We start from the raw sequence: 21,467 nt of genomic DNA, 5'->3' as shown, positions 1-21,467 counted from the left end.
ACATGAAAGCAACACAATTATTGATCTGCCTGACTTTAACCGCAGCACTTTTTGCCGGATGTAAGAAAGCCAACAGTGATGTAGATCCGGATACAGGTAATGGAACCATCTCCGGAGAAGCATCTGGTATATGGAAAAAAGGAAGCACCCAATTGATTAAAGGAGACATCATCATTCCTGAAGGGCAATCCCTGACCATTGAAGAAGGGGTTACCGTGCTCATGGACACCATTACCAAACCGGAAATCATCGTCAGAGGGAATCTTTATGCACAGGGAACAGCAGAATTTCCGATTCGTTTTACCGTAGCTGAAGCCGCCCGGACCAAAGAATTTGGCCGTTTATGGGGAGGGATTCTTGCCGCTCCAAGCTGCCAGGAGCTCCTGCTGGACCATACCATTATTGAGTATGCCGGAGCAACTACCTCTGATGCGTCGACCTCTGTAAAACAAAACCTGTACAAAGGGGTAAGTGGAGAGAACCTTCCGGCACTTTGGTTTGCCAATGTAAATGGGAAACTCGTGGTCACCAATAGCATATTTAGAAACCTTCAGGAAGACTGCACTTATATTGATGGCGGGAAAATCATTTTTGCCAACAATAAGTTCTACACTACAGGTGTTTCTGGTGGTGAAGCCATCAACCTGAAATCAGGTTGTGTGGCAGATGTGGCCTTTAACCTGATCTATAGCGCAAATACCAATGCGTTAAAACTTTCCAACAGTGGAGACCGTGTGCCCCAGGCCTATGTGATGGTTTACAACAATACGATGCTGAATACCGGATGGCGCAGGCCTACTGCAAAAGGAGGTTCTATTTGGGTAGAAGCCACCGTACGTGTGGAGGCTTATAACAACCTGTTTGCAAATACCCGTTTTGGCATCAAAAGGGATACTAAAAAAACGGAAGATAAAAGATCTCTGTTCGGAAATAACTATTATTATGGGGACAGTCAGGCCACTGTAGACCAGTTTCAGCCTTCTTCGGACATCATTGCCGGTGTAAATGACATCATCGGTAAAACCGCCGGACAGAACGATCCTAAATTTGTAAATTACCCTTTAAACACTCCTGTTAACAATGCAACGTTTAATACAGGCTGGGACTTTCACCTTCAGTCTGGATCCGCTGCACTGGGTAAAGGAAAAACAGACATCAAGCCTCATTACGCTGTTAATGGTTTAGTGATGAATGGCGTCAGTTATACCTCTCCGGCAGCAGCCAGTTACATTGGTGCTTTTGGAACCAACTAATCATTTTTTTGAAATAAAATAAAGATCATTTTTAATGAATAAACTAAACTTAACCCTTAGCCTTTCTGTTTTATTACTTAGTCTGAACATCTCCTGCTCTAACGTGCAGAAAGACCCTTTAGCCGTAAAACCCCTATACACTTCAGATCCTGTGCAGTTTGATTCCGACGATCCTGCAATCTGGGTAAACCCTGCTGATCCTGCCCGGTCTTTAGTGATTGGTACAGATAAAGATGAAAACGGTGGACTATATGTCTATGACCTTAAAGGAAAAGCCATCAAAGAAAAGACCGTTAAAGGTTTAAAGAGACCCAACAATGTAGACATCGCTTACGGTTTACTGCTGGGTGGCAAAAAGGTAGACATTGCTGTAGCTACAGAACGCATGACACATCAGCTCCGCATCTTTTCCTTACCGGATATGAAACCTATAGACAACGGGGGAATTCCGGTGTTCGAAGGGGAAACAAAAGAAATGTACAGAGACCTGATGGGCATTGCCCTTTACACCAGTCCAACAGGAGAGATTTATGCTATTGTTGGGCGTAAGACAGGCCCTGCAGATGGCTACTTATGGCAGTACCTGCTGGAAGATGATGGAACAGGTAAGTTGAAGGCCAGTCTGAAAAGGAAATTTGGCAAATACAGTGGCAAGAAAGAAATTGAGTCCATTGCAGTAGACAATGAGCTGGGTTATGTTTACTATTCTGACGAGCAGTTTGGGGTTAGAAAGTATTACGCAGACCCTGCCAAAGGAAATGAAGAGCTGGCTTTATTTGCGAAGACCGGCTTTAAAGAAGACAATGAAGGCATCAGTATTTATAAAACTTCTCCCACTACAGGTTATATCCTCGTTTCGGATCAGGCGGCCAATCACTTTCAGGTTTTTAACCGGGAAGGAAAATCGGGCCCTCATGACCATGTTTTATTAACCAGTATTCCTGTTTCTACCAATAACAGTGACGGCTCAGACATTTACTCAGGTCCATTGAACAATGATTTTAAACATGGGCTGTTTGTGGCCATGAGTGATGATAAGACCTTTCAGTTTTACCGTTGGGAAGACCTTGCAGGCAAGACCTTATCTATCAATAAATAGTTAATTCTTTTTACGGGCTTCTGCTTTTTCACGCAGAAGCCTTCTTTTTTCTCTCCTGGCCTGTCTGGCTTCACGATCGATCTTCATCTGTCCGAAACGGGCAATCTGTGTTTTGATCTTTTGTTGTTTTGCTTCCGTTACCCCCACACTATGTTTGATCCCTTGTAAAAGTGTCCTCCAGATGAAATGAAAGAAGGAACCATTTTTTTTCCGGACTTCCTGAATTGGTGCGGTAATCATGATTCCGCTTTTATCAGGATTATTGGGATTGAGGACAATGGCATTGGCCAGAAAAGACATCCATCCCTGCCGCACCAAACGGTCTTCCCCTTCTTCTCTTTTGAGCAGGTTTACAGAAAGGTCATTGTACTGAAATTTCATAAGCCCTTTTGCGATGCTGTCGTTAGCCTCAATATTAAATTCCAGCTTCTTTACTTCTCCGCTTTTTATCTCTACCATTCCCAGTGGTCTGGTGATCCGGTTGAGGCTGCGGCCTTCTAAATGGCCCAACACTCCTGCGTAAGAAAAGGCACCATCTTTTGCATTCAGGTCAAACTTAAAATTCACATCCAGTTTTCCCTTTCCCATCATGTAACTCGTTAAACTGGCGGTCATGAAAGGATTTTTTTCTTTGTACTTCGGCATATTCGTCACATTGCTGAAACCACCCGAAGTGTTTTCAAAGCTGATTGTTCCTTTCTGCCTGCTGTCCCGGTCAAACACGGAATAACTGATGTTTACATTGTTCAGGTTGAGCTGGCTGATGTGCATTTTTCCTTTTACCTTTTGCAGCAACTGATGAGGGTATCTTCCTATTTTTTCGGTTTCCTTTTTAGGAAGGGCGTTGTTGTTGAACACCGCTACAGATCCATTGGCAATATTCATTTCCTTTGCAAAAAGTTCTTGTTTAAGGATGTACAAGGGGAGGTTGATTCCTTCCAGACTAATGTCGCTCATCAGAATCTCATACCTGTCTTTGGAATAACCCAGAACCTGGCCAAACCTCATTTCGTCGAGTCTGGGGATCAGGCTGAAACGCTTGATGTTCAGCTTCCCGGAAGCAGCAGAAAAGTCCAGCTGATGCAGGTTGAGGTGGTACAGACTATCTGGCGTAGCGAAGGTATAATTGTTTAAATTGATCTGTACGTCCTTCAATAGGTAAAGGCGGCTTTTATCGGTTGCAGAATGAGGATCAATCAGGTAATCTTTCAGGGTGATGTTGAGATTTTTCACCGAATCCACTTCCGGCTTCGTCTTGTTATTATTGATGTATTTAAACCTGATGTTGTTAAAATCTATGGTATGAATGCTGAATTCTTTGAGGTAGGCGGAGATATAATCATACGGAGATTGATTGGGTTGCGGGAGTTTGTCTTCATTAAAATCAAACTGTTTATTGATCATCACTACATTTGGATTGTCGAGCCGCAGCTGACTGATGTTGAGTTTACGTTCCTGAAGCAACCTGAACAGGTGAAAATTTCTGATCCCTAGTTTCTCCAGTTGCACATAATAGATGTTGTTTGGTGCTTTTTTTAAAGCGATCAGCTTTTTAAAAATCTGGGTATCGGGAACAACTTTCACATCTGTTAAGGAGGCATTTGCCGTGAGCAGATTAATCCTGATGGAAGAAAATTCTATATGGTACAGGCTATCCGTAGACCTTAAGACCAATTCTTTGATCTGTTCTTTGATTAAGGGTTTGAATTTATTGGCAAAATACCTTGAGGTCAGGCTAATGCCCAACACCAATATCAATATAATGCCCCCAGTCCATATCAGTATCTTCTTTCTTTTTAGGGATTTTTCAATCATAGGCCTTACACAGATATCCTAAGATAGTTTTTTTCTCTCTACTTTTCCTTTCGTTCCCTACTTTTCTCCTGTCGCTCCTTTTTCTTATCCTTAATAGCTTCCATCGCCTTTTCGGGAGTTTTTACAGGCACAATCCCAAGGCCGGCTGTTTCACGCATGCCTATAAACAGTCCTTTCCAGAGCAAGTTAAAGAAGGAGGCTGCCGGGGAGCGTTGAAAAGTAACATTTGCTGTTCTTACCGCCTCCCCTTTTGAAGGATTCGCATCTATAATGAGCAGGTTATTGGCCAGAAAAGAGAGCAATCCTTTTTTCTTCGGGGCTTCACCATTTTCTCCTTCTTTGAGCAATTTGAGTTTTAAGCCGGTATAATAAAAATGCACCTTTCCGGCAGATCCGCTTCTGTTTGCGCTGAAATTGAAATCTGCTTTCTGCATCCTGCCCTCTTCAATTTCTATCAGCCCCAATGGTTTGGACACCGTATTAAGCTCCGTTAAATCCATTGGCCCGACATTACCGGAGTAATTGAAGCTCCCATCCCTGCTGCTCAGGTTAAAGTCTATCCGGAGGTCAATCTTCGCTTTTTTCATTACCATGGCATTGATCCTGGCAATGGCATGGTTGTTTTTAATCAGGCTGAGAGAGTCGTTAGTCAGGTTGCTGATTTTTCCGTTCAGGTTTTGAAAATAAATGGTCCCTTTCTTCTGACTAATGGGGTTGTATTCGGTGTAGGCGAGGTCAATGTTATCCAGTTTAACCTCATCTATAGTTGATGGTATCGGTGCTCTTTTCAGGGCCATATGGGGGAAATTCTTTGCTTTATCCAGGTTTGGGACCGGGGGCATTTCACGGTTTAAGAAGATATTTACTTTGGCAGGTCCGATTTTCAGTGTTTTGGCATGAAACTCTTCCTCTTCATTTAAGCGGAGGAAATCTACTCCGGAAAAGCTGATCTGACTAAAATTAAGGTCGTACCGGTCTTTCCCATATTTGCTCATCCGGCTAAACTCAAGTTCAGGATACAAAGGGATCATTTTAAGGCCCTGAATCCGGATTGTTTTTCCGGTAGCAGAACCAGAAATGGTATCAGCCTTTATCTGGTACATTTTGTCTTTAGATTGATATCCGGTAAGTTCAAACCCAATATCTTTGGTATAATAGAACCGGGTAGTATCAAATTGAGATAAGGAATCAATCAACAAATCTTTCACATTCAGATTCAGGTTCTTTATTCTGTTTAACGGTTTTGATGTCTCTCCATTTATATAGTCGAAGTCTGCGTTTACAATTCTGATGGCATTGACCCGAATGGATTTTACCTTTTTAGATATCAGCTGGAACAGGCTCACATCTGGTTTAAGGCTATCTTTTCTTTTGCGTATGGTATAATGGACCATATTGATGGATGGCTGATCCAGTACAATACTGCTGATGTTGATTTTTTTCCTGAAGTAAGCATTTAGCAGACCAATATGATTGATCTGGAGCTTTTTCACTTTCACCTGAAAAACATGAGCAGGGGCGGTTCCGAGTTTTTTCAGTTTAAAAAATACAGCGGTATCCGGGTTCAACTCTGCCTCGTCAATAGAAGCAGTACCCGTCAGTAAATTCAAATGGATGTCTTTAAAGTTAAGCCGGTAAAGCCCATATGAGCCATCACTTATCCCATTTTGTATTTTCTCTGAAAGAATGGGTTTCCATTTATTTAACAAATAATATCCGGCTCCTGTTCCGATTAAAAGAAGGGCAGTTACAATTCCCGCAACCCATTTCCACCATTTCTTTTTAACTGATTTGTCCTGTTCCATAAGCTCCTGATTAACCGAAGAACCTGCAATATCAGGGCCAGAATCAAGATTTACAATGCGCCGGCAGTGTAGGTCCTTAAATCCACATCAATCGCATAAAAATATCCCTGTGCATTTCCGGATATATTGCCCGTTGCATTTACAGGGACACTGGAGAAAAGTCCGCTCCAGTCTGTTTCCATAAATGCATCGTACAGGTATTTGGCATAACGTTCAGAAAGTGAGATTTTAAAAATCCTTATATTTTCGTTTTTATTCAGTGTAAAAGTTCGTTTCAGGTTATTGAGTGGATAAAGGGAATTCGGGGAACCCAGAGAATGGGTATAACTATAGTATTTAGACTGGTCGAATTTACCAGGATTCCATAAAGGGATATCCCGATAACAGATCATCCATTTATTGGGATTCAGGTAACCGAATGTATGTTTTGGAATCGTCCCGTTATATGTTCCATCAGAATTCACTTTCATCGATAAAGGCAGAAAATCATCCACAATGTTAACCACTTGTCTGAGGGTATCCACTGCGGTATAAGTTTTATCGCCCACCTTGATGGTTAAGGTATAGGCTCCATTATAATTGGGTTCATTTTTAGCAGCCCCTGTATAAATACCCTTCGTTGCAGACTCCGTAAACAAGATGTTTGATTTCCCGTCATTCACGATGACCTGCGCTTTCGAGATGGGTGCCGGATCCTCATCCGGACTTAATGCCGGTTTGGAAATGCGGATGTATTGGGTAGGCATCCTGGTATTGAAGCCCCCCTCCACAGACAGGTCATACTGACGTTTTGGATTCAGAAACTTGTCATCCAGTGATTTCTTGCATCCCAGGGAGCAGACCAGCAACAGCACCATAAATAAGCGATAGTCTTTCATACTAAATCTTAAAACTGTAAGCAATCCATGGATAAAAACCGAAACCATATTCAATACTACTCTTTTTCGTTTCAAAAGAAGAAGAATTAAGGTGGTAATACAAGGCATTCTTTCGGTTATACAGGTTGTAAGTACCCACAGAAATGGTACTGAAAACCTTTCGTTTTCCAAAAAAACGGTGCTGGAACTGGTATTGTGCAGAAAGGTCAAGTCTGCTGAAGTCAGGGAATCTGGAGGTATTTCTCTCTTCAAAAATGGGAACATTCAGCCCGTCATGCTGGTAATATCCCACAGGAAGTGTGAGTGGCCTTCCGGTGGAATAGATAAAGAAGCCCTGAAAAGACAAATGTTTATTCCAGTCGTACCTTGCCGTTATTTTAAGCTCATGGGGAATGTCGTAGTTCGCTACAAACTCACTCCCGAAGTTGATGTCATCAATCCTGCGAAAAACCCTGGAATAGCTATACGCCAGGGTTCCGGAGAATTTCCCTTCAGTTTTACTGACCTCTGCTTCCAGCCCGTAGGCATTAGACCTGCCTGCCCTTAGCTGATTCCTCACTCCGGGGTTTTTGATGATCTGCGCATGGTCAGTTAGCTCCAGCTGGTGATTTAAACGCTTATAATAGGCATTTACCGAAAAGATATAATTTGCCGGGGAATAGCGGTAACCCAGCGAAAAGTAATCAGAATGTTGCGGCTTAATATGCTTAGAGGCAGGAATCCAGGGTTCAAGAGAAGAAAATGCAAGTGTGCTGTTCTGAACCAGTTGCAGGTACTGATAATTGCGGTTATAAGTTAGGAAAATCCGCATCGAAGCATTCGGAAGATAACTCAGGTTAAGCCTTGGCTCCGGATTTATAAAAACCTTTACTTCATTCGCATTGATCCGGTTTCCCTGAGGATCGAAGACATTATTGCGTTCCTGAGTATTTTTAAACAGGCTGAGACGGAGTCCATAATTTAACTCAAAAGATCTGTTTAATGTGATCTGTTGTGAGTAATATGCTGCAGCTTCTACGGACTTATCCCTGGGAATATTTAGCTCATCCATCGGTGACTTTTGGATTTCACCTGGATTAAACTGATGGTAGATCGTGGAAACACCAAACTTAATTTGATTTTCCGGACTATGGTAATAGGTATAATCGGCTTTCAGGGTAAGGTCCCTCACCCTGGTTATCCACTGTGTTTTCTGAGAGAGGGTATCTGCATTCAGGTCCAGCAGATTATTATAATTACTGTAAATCAGAGAAACGTTCTGAAAGATTTTCGAGTTAAAGATATGGTTCCAACGCAAGGTAGAGGTAAGATTTCCCCAATTGTTGGTATATGAATTTTCGGACAATAACCTGTCCTCTCCCATATAAACGGAATAAAAGACGCTGTTATTCTTATTCAGCTTGTAGTTTGCCTTGGCATTGATGTCGAAATAGACAGAATTAGGGCTGAACAATTTAAATTTATTGGGGAAAACATCCAGCAAACTTCTTCTGAAAGCAACGATAAAAGACCCTTTCTCTTTGACAATAGGTCCTTCTGCGGCCAGGCGGGCCGACATCAGGCTTAGTCCGCCACTAAGGTGATATTCTTTACTACTTCCTTCAGCCATTCTATTCACGACCACCGAGGAAAGCCTTCCACCAAAATTGGCCGGCATATAGTCTCTGTAAACCTGAACATTGTTCACCACATCCGGATTAAAGACGGAAATCAAGCCATATAAATGGGAAGGATTGTAGACAATTGCCTCATCTAACATGATCAGATTCTGATCCGTATTGCCCCCTCTTACGAATAAACCGGAGCTTCCTTCCGACATTGATTTGATCCCGTTCTGCATTTGTAAGCGCTTTACAACGTCCGTTTCTCCCGCATAATAGGAGGTATTGTTGAGCTGCCTGACTCCGAAGTTCTGTTCGTTTAGCAAAATGGGATTGGGTGCTATGGCAGATTGTTTGATCTCCACTTCTTCCAGCCGGTTTGTTTTTGGGCGGATTTCAATTTCCAGCTCGATGTCCGTATTCAGGAAGGTACTTTCCGATTTTGTTTGATACCCGGTATTGGAGATCAACAGCTGATATTGTCCTTCAGGAATAGAAATCGCATAAAATCCATATTGATTCGTATTGATCCCCACTCCCAGTTCCGGAATATGAACCGTAGCACCAATGAGTTCCTCTCCGTTAGATTCATCACGCACGTGACCACGAATGGTCCATACCTTAGGTTTTATGGGAGTGATGACAATGTCGTTTCCCACCAGTTTAAAACCGAGTCCGGATCCAAAGAGTACGTACTCTAAAATCCCGCTTAAAGTGTTTCTGGAGAAATGAAATGCTTGAGACCTTTTATGCTTTAGCTGATCCGGATCGTAGGCAAAACTACATTTAGCTTTTGATTCCAGCAGGTTCAGCACCTGGATCAATGCCCCCGCGGGGATATTTACGGTCAGCTCCTGGTCCAGAACGGTTTTAGTCTGGGCCTTTACACTACTGATACCTGTAAAAAATAAGAGCATACAAAGGCAGTAAAGCCGCCTAAGAGAAATCATCAATTGTCATATAAAATAAACGTGTCTTCAGACTTTTTAACTTTACACTGCAAAGATGCAGAGATCACTGCAAGTGCACTATCCAGTGTCTGATATTTCAGTCTGGCAGTGAGTTTTCTGTTTTTTAAACGATCTCCTTCAATGTCTATTTTGAAGTTATATACTTTTTGCAATTGCCCCGCCACTTCACCTACAGCCACCGCTTTGAATACAAAACTTTTATCGATCCATGCTTTATAATTGAGGTCCTGATTGTCTTCAGCGATCAATGCCCCGGTCATGGGATTATAAAGACCAATCTTACCTGGTGTCAGACGGAGTTCTTTAGCTGTACTGTTCTGGCGCAATGCGACCTCTCCTTCTTCTACAATGACAGTGGTCTTATGTTCCGTTTTACTGATGTTAAAGCGGGTTCCAATATCTTTGGCCTCCAATTCTCCCAGGTCTACCCTAAACTGAGAGCTGCTGCCTTTTGCTACGTGTATAAAGGCTTCGCCTTTGAGCAGTTCCAGTTTTCTATCCGTTTTAAAGGTGTTTTTATGATAGCTGATGCTGGTTGCTGCATTGAGCTTGACCTCAGTCCCATCCGGAAGCACAATATTGGTGAGGGCTGTGTTCTGATCGGTATGGATCACCACATCCTGGTTTCTCCAGACGAAGTAAAATCCCACTGAGGATACCAGCAATATAGCCGCAGCGATTTTCAGCCAGTAATGGTTTTGTTTTTCTTCTTTAAGAAATACCAGTTCCTCCAGATCGGGTTGATCGTTAATTTTTTTATCGAGCGATTCCCAGGACTGTTGTGCATCAATCTCGAGTCGTCCAACCAATTTGTCCAGATTCACCTGAACATTCAGAAATTCCTGGTAGGTTATTTCATTGGCAGGATCTGCTTCACGCCATTGATTCAGGAGTTCTTTATTGGCAGGCGTGATGGTATTGTCCAGATCATCGATGATCAGTCCAAAAATTAGTTCTTCGTTTGTTTCAAAATTTTTCATTTGAATGGATTTTTTTAAACGTTAGGGATGAATTAGCGTATCATTATTTTAAACAACAGGATCAAAGAAATAAAGGCCTTTTTGTTTTTTTCGAGATGTTCTCTCAATTTCTGAAAGCCATAAGTCAAATGGTTTTTAACAGTTTTTAAGGAGATCCCCATTTGATCTGCGATCTCCTGCTGTTTGAGTTTTCCAAAGCGGCTCAGGTACATCACCTCTTTGCATTTGGCAGGTAGCAGAACCAGGGCATCGTCCAGGTTTTTCAGCAACGCTTCCTCCTGCTCGGTATCGTCGGCTGAGGGTTCGTCAGCAGGAACTGTTGCCAGCCATACCAATTTTTTCTCTGCATCCATCTTTTCTTTTTTAATGAAATTCAGTGAGGAGTTGACGATTGCTCTGAACAAATAGCTTTTCATTGAATACTGAATATTTAACTGGTCTGCTCTATTCCATATCGTGATAAACAAATCATGCACAATTTCTTCTGCTGCTTCAGCCTGCCCGACATATCCGTAGGCTGTACTAAACAACTGTTTATAATATTTTTTATAAAAGGCTTCAAATACCTTTTTTTCTTTTTTTCTGATGGCAGTGATGAGCGTAAAATCTTCATCAGATAAACTATGTATCGGCTCTTTGCTCATGTTACCGGCCTAATTTTGTTTCAGCGTCAATACCCCTGAAATCTCAGGAGATTTTGCCAATGTATTAATCGCTACAAACCACAATCCCTTTAACAGGTTTCTTTCCTGTAAAGGGGTCAGAGTAAACGTTCCAGATAAGGGCAAAGGAACAATCACTCCTGAGTTTTTATAAAGAACTGCTGTTAAGGTTCCTTTTGAACCTTTTGTCCCGTTTCTAAGGCTGATTTCTTCTGGTATCAACTTCTCATACGTTAGCTCGTAGCTTAATAATTTTGTTCCTTCATCGTATTTACCTTTTAAAGTCGCGGTCCCCTCAGAGTTGGTGTTCGTTCCTTTCTTATCTATTCTCGCAACAACGAGGTAAGACCTTACCGGAGGTTTAATTTTCTGATCTGCTACCGGCGTTTTTTTACATGCCCAAAGGCAGACCATTAAGATACCTATTACCGCTATTTTAAAAAATATAAGCCCCTGACCTTTAACCCTTCCCATATAGTAATTTTAGTCAGGGCCAAAAATACTAACTTTTTAATCACTAAGTAACATCCTTTTTATCAACCGGAAAAATAGCTCAGGCGCTTAATAAAGAAAGCTATATTGAAAAGAACGTTTTGTATAGAAATGTTTATAATATCCTCTGATAGAAAACAAGAGGTTTCTGCCAAGCACCTTTTTCACCCATTCCAATTCGTTGTTGGTCTGATAAGGGATAATTCCGCCTACATTTTTATTGACCAGTTCCTCTGCTGCCGAAAGTGCTTTCACATAAGGTTTATAAATATGTTTGATTTGATTTCTATTTAATTTATAGCCTTTACTCGTTAGCATATAGCTGCCATTGAGCGAATAGCTAAAGGCATGATAATGGTAAAACACCAAATCGAAATTCTGCTTTCCGGAGACTTCCGTTCCTATGCATTTACCGGACTTGATGTTAAAGTCATACTGCTGTACATTCCAGGGTGCGACTCCACCACCAGGATGTTTGAGCACATGCACACAGGAGAAGCGTTCTGCCCAGTCGTCCAGGTATTTCTGATCTCCGAATTTGTTGTCTTCACATCTGCTGAAACACCAATCCAGACAGGCATTCACCCACCAGTTCAGCACCTCCATTCCTTCGGCGTTGTTTTTAAAGGTTAAAAACTGCACACAATAGACGCCGCTTGCGATGGTTTGATCATATTCAGGTGTATACCTATGCGGGGTAATCAGTACCGATTTATCCTGCATTTCATCGATCAGCACCTGTGGATTTTTAAAGAATAGCAAGTCAGCATCCACATAAGTACAATGATCAAGGTTAAAATTTTCTATACAAAACTTAATGGTAGAAGATGCACAGGTCCAGCAATATTCCTGAGCAGTCCGCCCTGGTTTTACTGCAAGCAGGGCTTCGTTCTCAAACTCTTTCAGGTTTACAATACTAACCTGTGTCAGCTTTAGTTTAGTCAGCGCTTCAAAACAATGCTGATCAAAAGCAAAGATATACAGGTGAAAACCTGTCCCACATTGTTGTTTAAGAGACTGATACATGGCCAGTCCGCGGGAAAGGTAAGTGGTATTAAATAAGGTGCAGAAGTTAAGCATGTTTTGATAGATTAATTAAGTAAAAGCCTTTATCATAGCCTGATTGAATTCCATCAATCAGCGTATTTTCTTCTCCTTTGACGTAAGAAGCAAATTCTGCCACCATCTGATACTGCGAAGAAAAATGGCTTAGAAAATTGGTTTGGTTAAAGAACCAGGATGGATAGCTGGCCGGATAAATTTCCGGAGGAACCTTTTGCAGGGTCAGCCGGTCTTTCTCTCCATAATGGAAAGCAGTCCGGTCAAACAGCAAAAACTGAAAATTATATTCCGCGAGTTTCTGTAAGAAATCATGTGGTTTTTCCAGGTATTGGACACTTCCCGACAAAATGACCAGATCGACGGTTTTCTCCTTCAGGCAGGCATCCATACTTTCATAGAATTTCAATACTCCGTCTTCAAAGTGTGATTTTCCACATTCCACATAATGGCTTTGCTCCACTACATTCCAGCTGCCACAAATTTCCGGAGTTAAAAACTCTTTCACCTGATAATAGGTACTTCCTAATGAACCGCCAAAATCAATGACATGAAGTGGTTTCTTATTTAGTGTTGCACTGTGCAACAAAAAAGTGATCAACGGGAAGGGATATTCCTTTTTATCGAATACGACGGAGTCACGTTCATACACTGCTTCTCCGTTTTTGACTTTTAATATTGCATTTTTTGTTCTTTCCAGAATCACGTCTGCATCATAACCATCCGTTTCCCTGCTCAGTTCTGCCCAGGAGGAATAGTTACCGAACCAGCCGTATTGGTTCTTTTGATGTTTTTTAAACAGATTTTTAAACATGCGCCTGATTAATTTGCCTGATTTTGTCATTAAAGACAATGACTTTTTAAAAAGGTCCTATATGTTTCATCTATTTATTTTCGGACTTAAAAATTCTGCCACTTTGTCATTTATAAATATAAATGTGTATTTTTGAAGCCCAGAAAAAGGTTAACCATTTATGATTGATTTACAGCTAACAGATAAGACACACGATGAAGAGCGCCAGGGCGAGGCTTTAGTTATTGATGCACCAGAGGTACTCAATGGACGGAAGCTTTATATTGAAAGCTATGGTTGTCAGATGAATTTTGCAGATAGTGAGATCGTTGCCTCGATACTAAAAGATCAGGGATTTGAAACTACAGGTGATTATCATGAAGCTGATGTGGTATTTATCAACACCTGCTCCATTCGCGAAAACGCGGAACAGAGGGTACGTAACCGCCTGTCTCAATTCGGTGCTGAAAAACGCAGGAATCCGAAATTGGTAGTTGGCGTTTTAGGTTGTATGGCAGAGCGTTTGAAATCTAAATTCCTGGAAGAAGAGAAATTGGTGGACATGGTGGTTGGCCCTGATGCTTACCGCGACCTTCCTCAACTGATCAGTCAGGTGGAAGACGGACATAAAGCCATCAACGTTTTACTCTCCCGTGAGGAGACTTATGCAGACATCAGTCCGGTAAGGTTGAACGGAAATGGAATCACGGCTTTTATTTCAATTATGCGTGGTTGTGATAACATGTGTTCTTTTTGTGTTGTTCCTTTTACAAGGGGACGTGAAAGAAGCAGGGATCCACATTCTATTCTTGCCGAAGCTCAGGACTTATTCGACAAGGGCTATAAAGAGGTTACTTTACTGGGACAAAATGTAGATTCTTACAAATGGAAAGGCCCGGATGCAGAAGAAACTGCTGAGATCGAGGTCAACTTTGCCCAGCTTCTGGAAAAAGTGGCACTGATCAGCCCTGATTTAAGGATCCGTTTTTCAACCTCACACCCTAAAGACATTACTGACGAGGTATTGTATGCCATCGCCAAATACGATAACATCTGTAATTATATCCACCTGCCTGTTCAGTCCGGCAGCAGCAGGGTTCTGGAATTGATGAACAGAACTTATACCCGCGAATGGTACATCAACAGGATTGATGCCATCAGACGCATTATTCCGGGTTGTGCAATTTCATCTGATATCATTGCCGGTTTCTGTACAGAAACAGAAGAAGAGCATCAGGAGACACTGACGATGATGGATTATGTGGGCTATGATTTTGCATTTACGTTCAGCTATTCGGAAAGACCCGGAACACTTGCAGCAAGAAAGCTGGAAGATGATGTTCCGGAAGAGGTAAAAAAACGCAGGCTAGCAGAAATATTACTTAAACAACAGGAAACTTCTTTGTTCCGCCTACAACAATTCGTAGGAAAAACTGTTAGGATTTTAGTGGAGGGTACTTCCAAAAAATCCGACAAGGACCTTTGTGGAAGAAATGATCAGAATGCTATGGTTGTTTTTCCTGCAACAGCAGGAGTTAAGGCCGGTCAGTATGTGAATGTTCACATTGACCGTTGTACATCGGCAACTTTATTAGGAACGATTGCAGTTGAAGTACCCGAAATTGTTTAATTAAAAAACAAATTACTTTGGACATACAAGACATTAAAAACCGGTTCGGGATCATAGGTGGTTCTCCGCTACTGAACCGGGCTATAGATATCGCCAGACAAGTTGCACCTACAGACATGTCGGTTTTAATTACCGGAGAAAGTGGAAGTGGCAAGGAGGTTTTTTCTCATATCATTCATCAGATGAGTACCCGCAAGCACGGCGCCTTTATTGCCGTAAACTGTGGTGCCATTCCGGAAGGAACAATAGATTCGGAATTGTTCGGGCATGAAAAAGGCTCTTTTACCGGAGCACATGAGGCCCGCAAAGGTTATTTCGAAGTGGCCAATGGAGGAACGATCTTTTTAGATGAGGTGGCAGAATTGCCATTAGGTACCCAGGCCCGTTTATTACGGATTTTAGAGAGCGGCGAATATTTACGTGTAGGATCTTCCAAAGTACAAAAAACTGATGTCCGGATTATTGCGGCAACAAACGTAGATGTATACAACCGTGTGAAATCGGGCAAATTCCGTGAAGATCTATATTACAGACTGAATACTGTTCCATTGCGTATTCCGGCTTTACACGAACGGAAGGAAGACATTTACCTGTTGTTCAGAAAATTTTCCGCCGACTTCAGTGATAAATACAGAAGTCCGGGAATTCAACTGGAGCCGGAAGCGATTCAGCTACTGAGCAATTATAGCTGGCCTGGAAACGTCAGACAGCTGAAAAACATCGCAGAACAGATCTGCGTATTGGAAAAAGAACGCAATGTAAGTCCTGCGGCATTACTCAATTATATTCCAAACGAGAGTGCCACCAATTTACCTATGGCCATCAACGGCAGCAACAAGGAAGATTATACGGAAAGGGACATTCTTTATAAGGTGCTGTTCGATATGAAGAAGGACATGATGGAGCTGAAAAAGCTGGTCGCAGAGATCATACAGAGCGGAGGCAATACTTCACATATCATTGCCGATAACCCTCATTACATCAATCAACTTTACCAGGAGGTAGACCAGACGATTAATGAACCTACGTTTACGATCAAAAAACCGGTTCAGAATGCACCGGTAGATTATAACTATACCCAGGAAGCCGAAGAGGTAGAAGAGTCTTTATCTTTGATTGACAAAGAATCCGACCTGATCAAAAAAGCATTGAAGAAACACAAAGGAAAGCGGAAATTTGCCGCACAGGAGCTCGGCATTTCTGAACGTACTTTATACAGAAAGATTAAGGAGCTCAATTTAAATTAGCCGAAACCATCTTTTGATCGTTTCATGGCCTTTAAACCGGGTTTACAAGCTCTTGAAAACTGCTAAGCTGAGCTTGCGAACTCCTTAGAGCCATTGAATAGCAATAAAAAGGGCGAAAAACTCAATATAAAACGCAAAAAAACAAGATAAAACCAATGAAAAAATTATATTTCCTTTTAGTCATTGCAGTCTTCAGTTCCTGTTCCATTAAACTTAGCGGAGATTCTATTCCTCCGGAAATGAAAACGGTGAACATTACCTTTTTTGAAAACAATGCTCCCTTAGTCGTTCCCTATATGTCAAATGACTTTACGGAGAACCTTCGGAACAGGATTCGTAGCCAGACCAAGCTGAACCTGACGACCAATGATGCACATGGTATTTTTTCAGGAACGATTACCGGTTATGACATCAGGCCAACCAATATTTCGGATGCCAATAACCGTGGACAGGTTCAGAGTGGAACCAACAGGATGACCATTAGGGTAACCGTGAAGTATACCAATAACCTGGATCCTAAACAGAGTTTTGAAGAGGCTTTTGAACGTTTTAAAGATTTTCCAACTGCAGGACAGAACTTCCAGGCTCAGGAAAAAGGATTAATAAACGAAGTACTTACCCTACTTACGGAAGATATTTTTAACCGTGCATTTGCAAATTGGTAGAAATTGAAAATTCAATTGTTAACTTAGCGACGTGGAGCAGGACATAGACATTAGACAAGAACTGGCGGTATTATTAGCGGAACCTGAAAAGGTAAGGCCCGGCCATAGCCCAATGCTGAAAGATCTGGTATCATCGTATCCTTATTTCCAGCCATTGCATCTTTTGCTGGCTAAGGCAACTGCAGAAAGCCCTGAAAATAATGGTCATCTGGCTACAGCTGCCTTATATACCAATGGGCAGTTACTTCACAATTTCCTTTATGAGCCTGATGCTTTAGTAAAGACGGCTTTCAATATTGTTTTTTCACCTGCTTTTGACCAGCTTAACAGTCAGCCTGAGGCATTGGATGAAGTGGTGCTGGATGAAGTTCCTGCAGCATCAGAGTCTGATGAGGATTATACGACCGATATCGTGGAAACGGAAGCGCTTCCCAATGAAGAAAAGCTTTCAGATCAGGAAAAGGTAGCCGATGATTTTGTACTGGAGAACATTGTATCTACAGACTTTTTCGCTTTCCAGGAAAACTTTAGCCCTGAACCGGCACCTGAGGAATTGCCTGAAGAAAACACGACAGTAGCAGAGACAGAAGATGGCCTCCCAAAGGAAGATCCTGTGGTGCTGAGCAAATATGACGATGACCAGTTGCCCTACACTTTTCTCTGGTGGTTACATAAAACAAGAAAAGAATATCAGCAGATCTTCCAGCCTTATGTAACGACTGTTAAAAAAGAGCCTGTAACACCGGGCGAAAGACCAAACGAATTACAGCAACAATACGTAGAGCACATCTTCCATTTACAAAGCCCGTTTACAGAGGCTGGAGAAAGCGATTACAGCCCTTCGAATTTACGCAATACCCACAAAGGAGTCGACATTATAGATAGCTTCCTGAAGAATGACCCTCAGATCAGTCCGCCAAACGCAGAGCAGATCAATACAGAAAACAAGGCTAAAAAGAGTGCTGAGGATCACAATGACCTGGTATCTGAAACACTGGCAAAGATCTATATAGAACAAATGCTTTACGACAAGGCCATAGAGACTTATGAAAAATTAAGTTTGAAGTTTCCAGAAAAAAGCCGTTACTTTGCCGACCTTATCCAATCCATAGAAAAGAAAATTTAACCATATAACCTATTATGCTTTTTTTAATTATTTTATTAATCATTGTCTGCATTGCCTTAGCGCTATTTGTTTTGATACAAAACCCTAAAGGTGGTGGCCTTGCAACAGGTGGATCAGGCAGCAACATGTTTGGCGTTCAACGTACTGGTGATGTTCTTGAAAAAGGTACATGGGTATTATTGGCATTGATCGTAGTGCTTACGTTATCGATTACAACGATTGCAAAATCCGGTGGTTCTGCAGCAGCAGTAGATTCTAAAATTCAGGAACACCTGGATAAGATCCCTACTCCATCACCGCTTGGAAATTCAGCACCAGCTGGTCAGGCACCTGCAACTCCTGCTCCTGCAGCCGGAGATACCACAAAAAAATAAGTTTTAAACGAAACTCATAAAAGAGCCTTCCTGAATTTCAGGAAGGTTTTTTTTATGGCCAACAATTCTGCCACTCTGACACAAAAACGGTTTACTCTAATCTATTAGCTGACAATGCAGTGTAAATTTGTCAATGAACCTCCCTTGGCATAAAAACTGATATACAAGGAGCACGAATACTTTTACATTAATTTTAAAATTAAAACAACCAATAAGTTATGGCTTTAAACATTAAACCCATTGCAGATAGAGTAGTCATTGAAGCTGCTCCTGCCGAAGAAAAAACAGCTTCGGGTCTTTATATCCCTGATACAGCTAAAGAAAAACCTCAGCAAGGAACAGTAGTTGCAGTAGGACCTGGCAAATTTGCAGAGGCTACAGGTAATCTAATTCCACTGAGCGTTAAAACAGGCGATCAGGTATTATATGGTAAATACGGTGGTACAGAAATTACCTTTGAAGGTAAAGAGTATCTTATCATGCGTGAGTCTGATCTTTACGCAGTTCTTTAATCGTTGAATTCAACCATTCAACTTTACAACAATCAATCATTAATAACAATATTTTAAAATGGCAAAGCAAGTAAAATATAATGTAGAAGCCCGTGACGCCCTGAAAAGAGGAGTGGATATTTTGGCTAATGCAGTAAAAGTAACTCTAGGTCCTAAAGGACGTAATGTAATTATTGACAAGAAATTTGGTTCACCTGCAATCACCAAAGATGGTGTTACAGTAGCTAAAGAAATTGAATTAAAAGACCCAATTGAAAATATGGGTGCTCAAATGGTTAAAGAAGTAGCTTCTAAAACTGCAGATATTGCAGGTGACGGAACTACAACTGCAACTGTATTGGCACAGGCAATTGTAACTGCAGGTATTAAAAACGTTGCTGCCGGTGCAAATCCAATGGATTTGAAACGCGGTATCGACAAAGCAGTTACTGCAATTGTTGCGAACTTAAAATCTCAGTCTCAGACTGTAGGTGAAGACAATAACAAAATCAAACAAGTTGCTTCTATCTCAGCAAACAATGATGAAGTTATCGGTTCTCTTATCGCTGAAGCAATGGCTAAAGTAGGTAAAGATGGTGTAATTACTGTTGAAGAAGCAAAAGGTACTGAAACTGAAGTAAAAACAGTAGAAGGTATGCAATTTGACCGTGGTTACTTATCTCCATACTTCGTAACTAATGCAGATAAAATGGAAGCGGAATTAGAAAACCCTTACATTTTAATCTATGACAAAAAGATCAGCAACATGAAAGAATTGTTGCCGGTTTTAGAGAAACAAGTACAAACAGGAAAACCACTATTGATCATTGCTGAAGACTTAGATGGCGAAGCATTGGCTACATTGGTAGTGAACAAGATCCGTGGATCCCTGAAAGTTGTTGCGGTTAAAGCTCCAGGTTTCGGTGACCGTAGAAAAGCAATGTTAGAAGACATCGCGATCTTAACTGGTGGTACTGTAATTTCTGAAGAAAGAGGTTATAAATTAGAGAATGCTGACCTTACTTATTTAGGTACTGCTGAGAAAGTACTTGTTGACAAAGACAATACTACGATCATCAATGGTGCAGGTAAATCTGAAGACATCAAAGCCCGCGTTAACCAGATCAAAGCTCAAATCGAGACCACTACATCTGATTATGACAAAGAGAAATTACAAGAGCGTCTGGCTAAATTAGCTGGCGGTGTTGCCGTTCTTTACGTTGGTGCAGCTTCTGAAGTTGAAATGAAAGAGAAAAAAGACCGTGTAGATGATGCATTACATGCAACACGTGCAGCGGTTGAAGAAGGTATTGTTGCCGGTGGTGGTGTTGCTTTCATCCGTGCTATTGAGGCATTAGAAGGAATGAAAGGTAGCAACGATGATGAAACTACCGGTATTGCTATTGTAAAACGTGCGATCGAAGAGCCATTACGTCAAATCTGCCAGAATGCAGGTATTGAAGGTTCTATCGTAGTACAAAAAGTTAAAGAAGGTAAAGCTGACTTTGGCTACAATGCACGTACTGATGTATATGAAAACTTAATTGCTGCCGGTGTAATCGATCCAACTAAAGTTGGTCGTGTAGCACTAGAAAACGCAGCTTCTATCGCAGCGATGTTGTTAACAACAGAGGTGGTATTGGCTGATGATCCTGAAGATGCTCCTGCTGGTGCAGGTATGCCTCCAATGGGTGGTGGTGGTATGGGTGGAATGATGTAATCATTTCCCTTTCACAAAACAGAAAAACCCGCAATCTGCGGGTTTTTCTGTTTTAGGGACAATCTCCGATATCTTTGTTATATTTAGTTCTGTAACACTATGGAGAACATCTTAGAAAACAACCATTTCCTTACGCAGACTGAGGTCTATAAATTCCTGCTGGCTACGCTGCTTTGCGGTCTGATTGGTACCGAGCGTGAATTCAGGAGTAAACAGGCCGGCTTGAAAACCATGATCATGATTGGACTGGGCTCTACCCTCTTTACCATTTTATCCATAAAGATCGGGTTGACAAGTCATGACAGGATTGCCTCCAATATCGTTACCGGAATTGGATTCCTTGGTGCAGGGGTGATTTTCAAAGAAGACAATCAGGTGAAAGGTTTAACCACCGCCTGCGTGATCTGGATCGTTGCAGCAATCGGGATGGCTATCGGCGCCGGATATTTTGAACAGGCTGTTGGCGTAACACTGGTGGTGCTCCTTGCTTTGCTGACCTTCCCTTTTATCGAAAACATGGTAGAACAGCGTTTCACAAAACGGGTTTACCGGATCGTAAAGAAGTACGAGAATGAAAGCCTGGAGAAATACGAAGAAGACATAAAAACCTCCGGACTAAAACTAAGCAGGGGAAAACAGGAACTGGCCAATGGAACCATCAGCGGAACCTGGGTGGCCATCGGAAGCCCAAAGAACCACAAACGGTTTGTGGACCGGATGCTGCAGGACAAAAAAATCATTGCCTTCGATTTTTAGCCCTGATTCTTTCAATTATATCCTTTTTGAACAGGATCAAAAGCCCAAAA

At 41.6% G+C, this 21,467-nt stretch carries 19 protein-coding genes; 10 read left to right on the top strand and 9 right to left on the bottom strand.

Going from position 1 to position 21,467, the window contains the following annotated elements; genetic code table 11:
• Positions 1–2: 2 nt before the first annotated feature.
• Both BUC20_RS15385 and BUC20_RS15380 read left to right on the top strand, forming a co-directional pair.
• On the top strand, positions 3–1,253 hold the full coding sequence (locus BUC20_RS15385) for a right-handed parallel beta-helix repeat-containing protein (RefSeq protein WP_073231990.1): 1,251 nt from the start codon (positions 3–5) through the stop codon (positions 1,251–1,253).
• A 34-nt stretch (positions 1,254–1,287) separates the two neighbouring features.
• Positions 1,288–2,352: a phytase gene (locus tag BUC20_RS15380; protein WP_073231989.1), complete on the top strand. Its 1,065-nt coding sequence runs from the start codon at positions 1,288–1,290 to the stop codon at positions 2,350–2,352.
• Here BUC20_RS15380 and BUC20_RS15375 read toward each other — a convergent pair whose 3' ends face one another.
• From BUC20_RS15375 to BUC20_RS15335, 9 genes are all read right to left on the bottom strand, one after another.
• The gene (locus BUC20_RS15375) at positions 2,353–4,167 is read right to left on the bottom strand and encodes an AsmA family protein (protein ID WP_073231988.1); all 1,815 of its coding nucleotides are present in this window, start codon (positions 4,165–4,167) and stop codon (positions 2,353–2,355) included.
• 38 nt (positions 4,168–4,205) lie between these two features.
• Entirely contained in the window at positions 4,206–5,972 is a 1,767-nt protein-coding gene (locus BUC20_RS15370) for an AsmA family protein (RefSeq protein ID WP_073231987.1), read from the bottom strand.
• A gap of 50 nt (positions 5,973–6,022) precedes the next feature.
• Positions 6,023–6,850 carry a DUF4249 family protein gene (locus BUC20_RS15365; RefSeq protein ID WP_073231986.1) on the bottom strand — a complete coding sequence of 276 codons (828 nt, stop codon included), beginning with the start codon at positions 6,848–6,850 and terminating at the stop codon, positions 6,023–6,025.
• Between the two features lies 1 nt (position 6,851).
• Positions 6,852–9,368 (bottom strand): TonB-dependent receptor, encoded by a 2,517-nt coding sequence (locus BUC20_RS15360; RefSeq protein ID WP_234994527.1) that lies wholly within the window; start codon positions 9,366–9,368, stop codon positions 6,852–6,854.
• Positions 9,369–9,400: 32 nt separating this feature from the next.
• Entirely contained in the window at positions 9,401–10,402 is a 1,002-nt protein-coding gene (locus BUC20_RS15355; protein WP_073231984.1) for a FecR family protein, read from the bottom strand.
• Positions 10,403–10,434: 32 nt separating this feature from the next.
• Positions 10,435–11,046 carry an RNA polymerase sigma factor gene (locus BUC20_RS15350; RefSeq protein WP_073231983.1) on the bottom strand — a complete coding sequence of 204 codons (612 nt, stop codon included), beginning with the start codon at positions 11,044–11,046 and terminating at the stop codon, positions 10,435–10,437.
• 9 nt (positions 11,047–11,055) lie between these two features.
• The gene (locus BUC20_RS15345; RefSeq protein WP_073231982.1) at positions 11,056–11,538 is read right to left on the bottom strand and encodes a CHRD domain-containing protein; all 483 of its coding nucleotides are present in this window, start codon (positions 11,536–11,538) and stop codon (positions 11,056–11,058) included.
• Between the two features lie 87 nt (positions 11,539–11,625).
• Entirely contained in the window at positions 11,626–12,636 is a 1,011-nt protein-coding gene (locus BUC20_RS15340) for a glycosyl transferase (protein ID WP_073231981.1), read from the bottom strand.
• On the bottom strand, positions 12,629–13,429 hold the full coding sequence (locus tag BUC20_RS15335; RefSeq protein WP_073232686.1) for a TIGR04325 family methyltransferase: 801 nt from the start codon (positions 13,427–13,429) through the stop codon (positions 12,629–12,631). The genes BUC20_RS15340 and BUC20_RS15335 overlap by 8 nt, the downstream gene beginning before the upstream one ends.
• A gap of 160 nt (positions 13,430–13,589) precedes the next feature.
• Between BUC20_RS15335 and miaB the strand changes: the two genes are divergently transcribed.
• From miaB to BUC20_RS15295, 8 genes are all read left to right on the top strand, one after another.
• A complete protein-coding gene (miaB, locus tag BUC20_RS15330) occupies positions 13,590–15,038 on the top strand; it encodes a tRNA (N6-isopentenyl adenosine(37)-C2)-methylthiotransferase MiaB (protein WP_073231980.1) in 1,449 nt (482 codons plus the stop codon).
• A gap of 17 nt (positions 15,039–15,055) precedes the next feature.
• Positions 15,056–16,285: a sigma-54 interaction domain-containing protein gene (locus BUC20_RS15325; RefSeq protein ID WP_073231979.1), complete on the top strand. Its 1,230-nt coding sequence runs from the start codon at positions 15,056–15,058 to the stop codon at positions 16,283–16,285.
• A 155-nt stretch (positions 16,286–16,440) separates the two neighbouring features.
• Positions 16,441–16,950 carry an LptE family protein gene (locus BUC20_RS15320; RefSeq protein WP_084528938.1) on the top strand — a complete coding sequence of 170 codons (510 nt, stop codon included), beginning with the start codon at positions 16,441–16,443 and terminating at the stop codon, positions 16,948–16,950.
• Positions 16,951–16,981: 31 nt separating this feature from the next.
• Positions 16,982–18,076 (top strand): hypothetical protein, encoded by a 1,095-nt coding sequence (locus tag BUC20_RS15315; RefSeq protein ID WP_073231977.1) that lies wholly within the window; start codon positions 16,982–16,984, stop codon positions 18,074–18,076.
• Between the two features lie 14 nt (positions 18,077–18,090).
• On the top strand, positions 18,091–18,450 hold the full coding sequence (secG, locus tag BUC20_RS15310) for a preprotein translocase subunit SecG (protein WP_073231976.1): 360 nt from the start codon (positions 18,091–18,093) through the stop codon (positions 18,448–18,450).
• 218 nt (positions 18,451–18,668) lie between these two features.
• Positions 18,669–18,962, top strand: coding sequence for a co-chaperone GroES (groES, locus tag BUC20_RS15305; RefSeq protein ID WP_073231975.1), 294 nt, complete (start codon positions 18,669–18,671; stop codon positions 18,960–18,962).
• A 58-nt stretch (positions 18,963–19,020) separates the two neighbouring features.
• Positions 19,021–20,661 carry a chaperonin GroEL gene (gene groL, locus BUC20_RS15300; protein ID WP_073231974.1) on the top strand — a complete coding sequence of 547 codons (1,641 nt, stop codon included), beginning with the start codon at positions 19,021–19,023 and terminating at the stop codon, positions 20,659–20,661.
• A gap of 99 nt (positions 20,662–20,760) precedes the next feature.
• A complete protein-coding gene (locus tag BUC20_RS15295) occupies positions 20,761–21,417 on the top strand; it encodes an MgtC/SapB family protein (RefSeq protein WP_073231973.1) in 657 nt (218 codons plus the stop codon).
• The last annotated feature ends 50 nt before the right edge of the window (positions 21,418–21,467 follow it).

The sequence above is a fragment of the Pedobacter caeni genome (genome assembly GCF_900129215.1).
In the GTDB taxonomy this organism is placed as follows: Bacteria; Bacteroidota; Bacteroidia; order Sphingobacteriales; family Sphingobacteriaceae; genus Pedobacter; species Pedobacter caeni.
The sequence above is the reverse complement of the archived record's forward strand: the minus strand, read 5'-3'. Positions and strand labels throughout refer to the sequence as shown.

Bases quoted from the DNA above. Each gene is read 5' to 3' on its own strand.
- miaB (WP_073231980.1), top strand. From the start codon at position 13,590: ATGATTGATTTACAGCTAACAGATAAGACACACGATGAAGAGCGCCAG.
- BUC20_RS15320 (WP_084528938.1), top strand. From the start codon at position 16,441: ATGAAAAAATTATATTTCCTTTTAGTCATTGCAGTCTTCAGTTCCTGT.
- secG (WP_073231976.1), top strand. From the start codon at position 18,091: ATGCTTTTTTTAATTATTTTATTAATCATTGTCTGCATTGCCTTAGCG.
- BUC20_RS15340 (WP_073231981.1), bottom strand. From the start codon at position 12,636: ATGCTTAACTTCTGCACCTTATTTAATACCACTTACCTTTCCCGCGGA.
- BUC20_RS15370 (WP_073231987.1), bottom strand. From the start codon at position 5,972: ATGGAACAGGACAAATCAGTTAAAAAGAAATGGTGGAAATGGGTTGCG.
- BUC20_RS15345 (WP_073231982.1), bottom strand. From the start codon at position 11,538: ATGGGAAGGGTTAAAGGTCAGGGGCTTATATTTTTTAAAATAGCGGTA.
- BUC20_RS15360 (WP_234994527.1), bottom strand. From the start codon at position 9,368: ATGCTCTTATTTTTTACAGGTATCAGTAGTGTAAAGGCCCAGACTAAA.
- BUC20_RS15380 (WP_073231989.1), top strand. From the start codon at position 1,288: ATGAATAAACTAAACTTAACCCTTAGCCTTTCTGTTTTATTACTTAGT.
- BUC20_RS15355 (WP_073231984.1), bottom strand. From the start codon at position 10,402: ATGAAAAATTTTGAAACAAACGAAGAACTAATTTTTGGACTGATCATC.
- BUC20_RS15295 (WP_073231973.1), top strand. From the start codon at position 20,761: ATGGAGAACATCTTAGAAAACAACCATTTCCTTACGCAGACTGAGGTC.
- BUC20_RS15385 (WP_073231990.1), top strand. From the start codon at position 3: ATGAAAGCAACACAATTATTGATCTGCCTGACTTTAACCGCAGCACTT.
- groES (WP_073231975.1), top strand. From the start codon at position 18,669: ATGGCTTTAAACATTAAACCCATTGCAGATAGAGTAGTCATTGAAGCT.
- BUC20_RS15365 (WP_073231986.1), bottom strand. From the start codon at position 6,850: ATGAAAGACTATCGCTTATTTATGGTGCTGTTGCTGGTCTGCTCCCTG.
- BUC20_RS15335 (WP_073232686.1), bottom strand. From the start codon at position 13,429: ATGTTTAAAAATCTGTTTAAAAAACATCAAAAGAACCAATACGGCTGG.
- BUC20_RS15350 (WP_073231983.1), bottom strand. From the start codon at position 11,046: ATGAGCAAAGAGCCGATACATAGTTTATCTGATGAAGATTTTACGCTC.
- groL (WP_073231974.1), top strand. From the start codon at position 19,021: ATGGCAAAGCAAGTAAAATATAATGTAGAAGCCCGTGACGCCCTGAAA.
- BUC20_RS15375 (WP_073231988.1), bottom strand. From the start codon at position 4,167: ATGATTGAAAAATCCCTAAAAAGAAAGAAGATACTGATATGGACTGGG.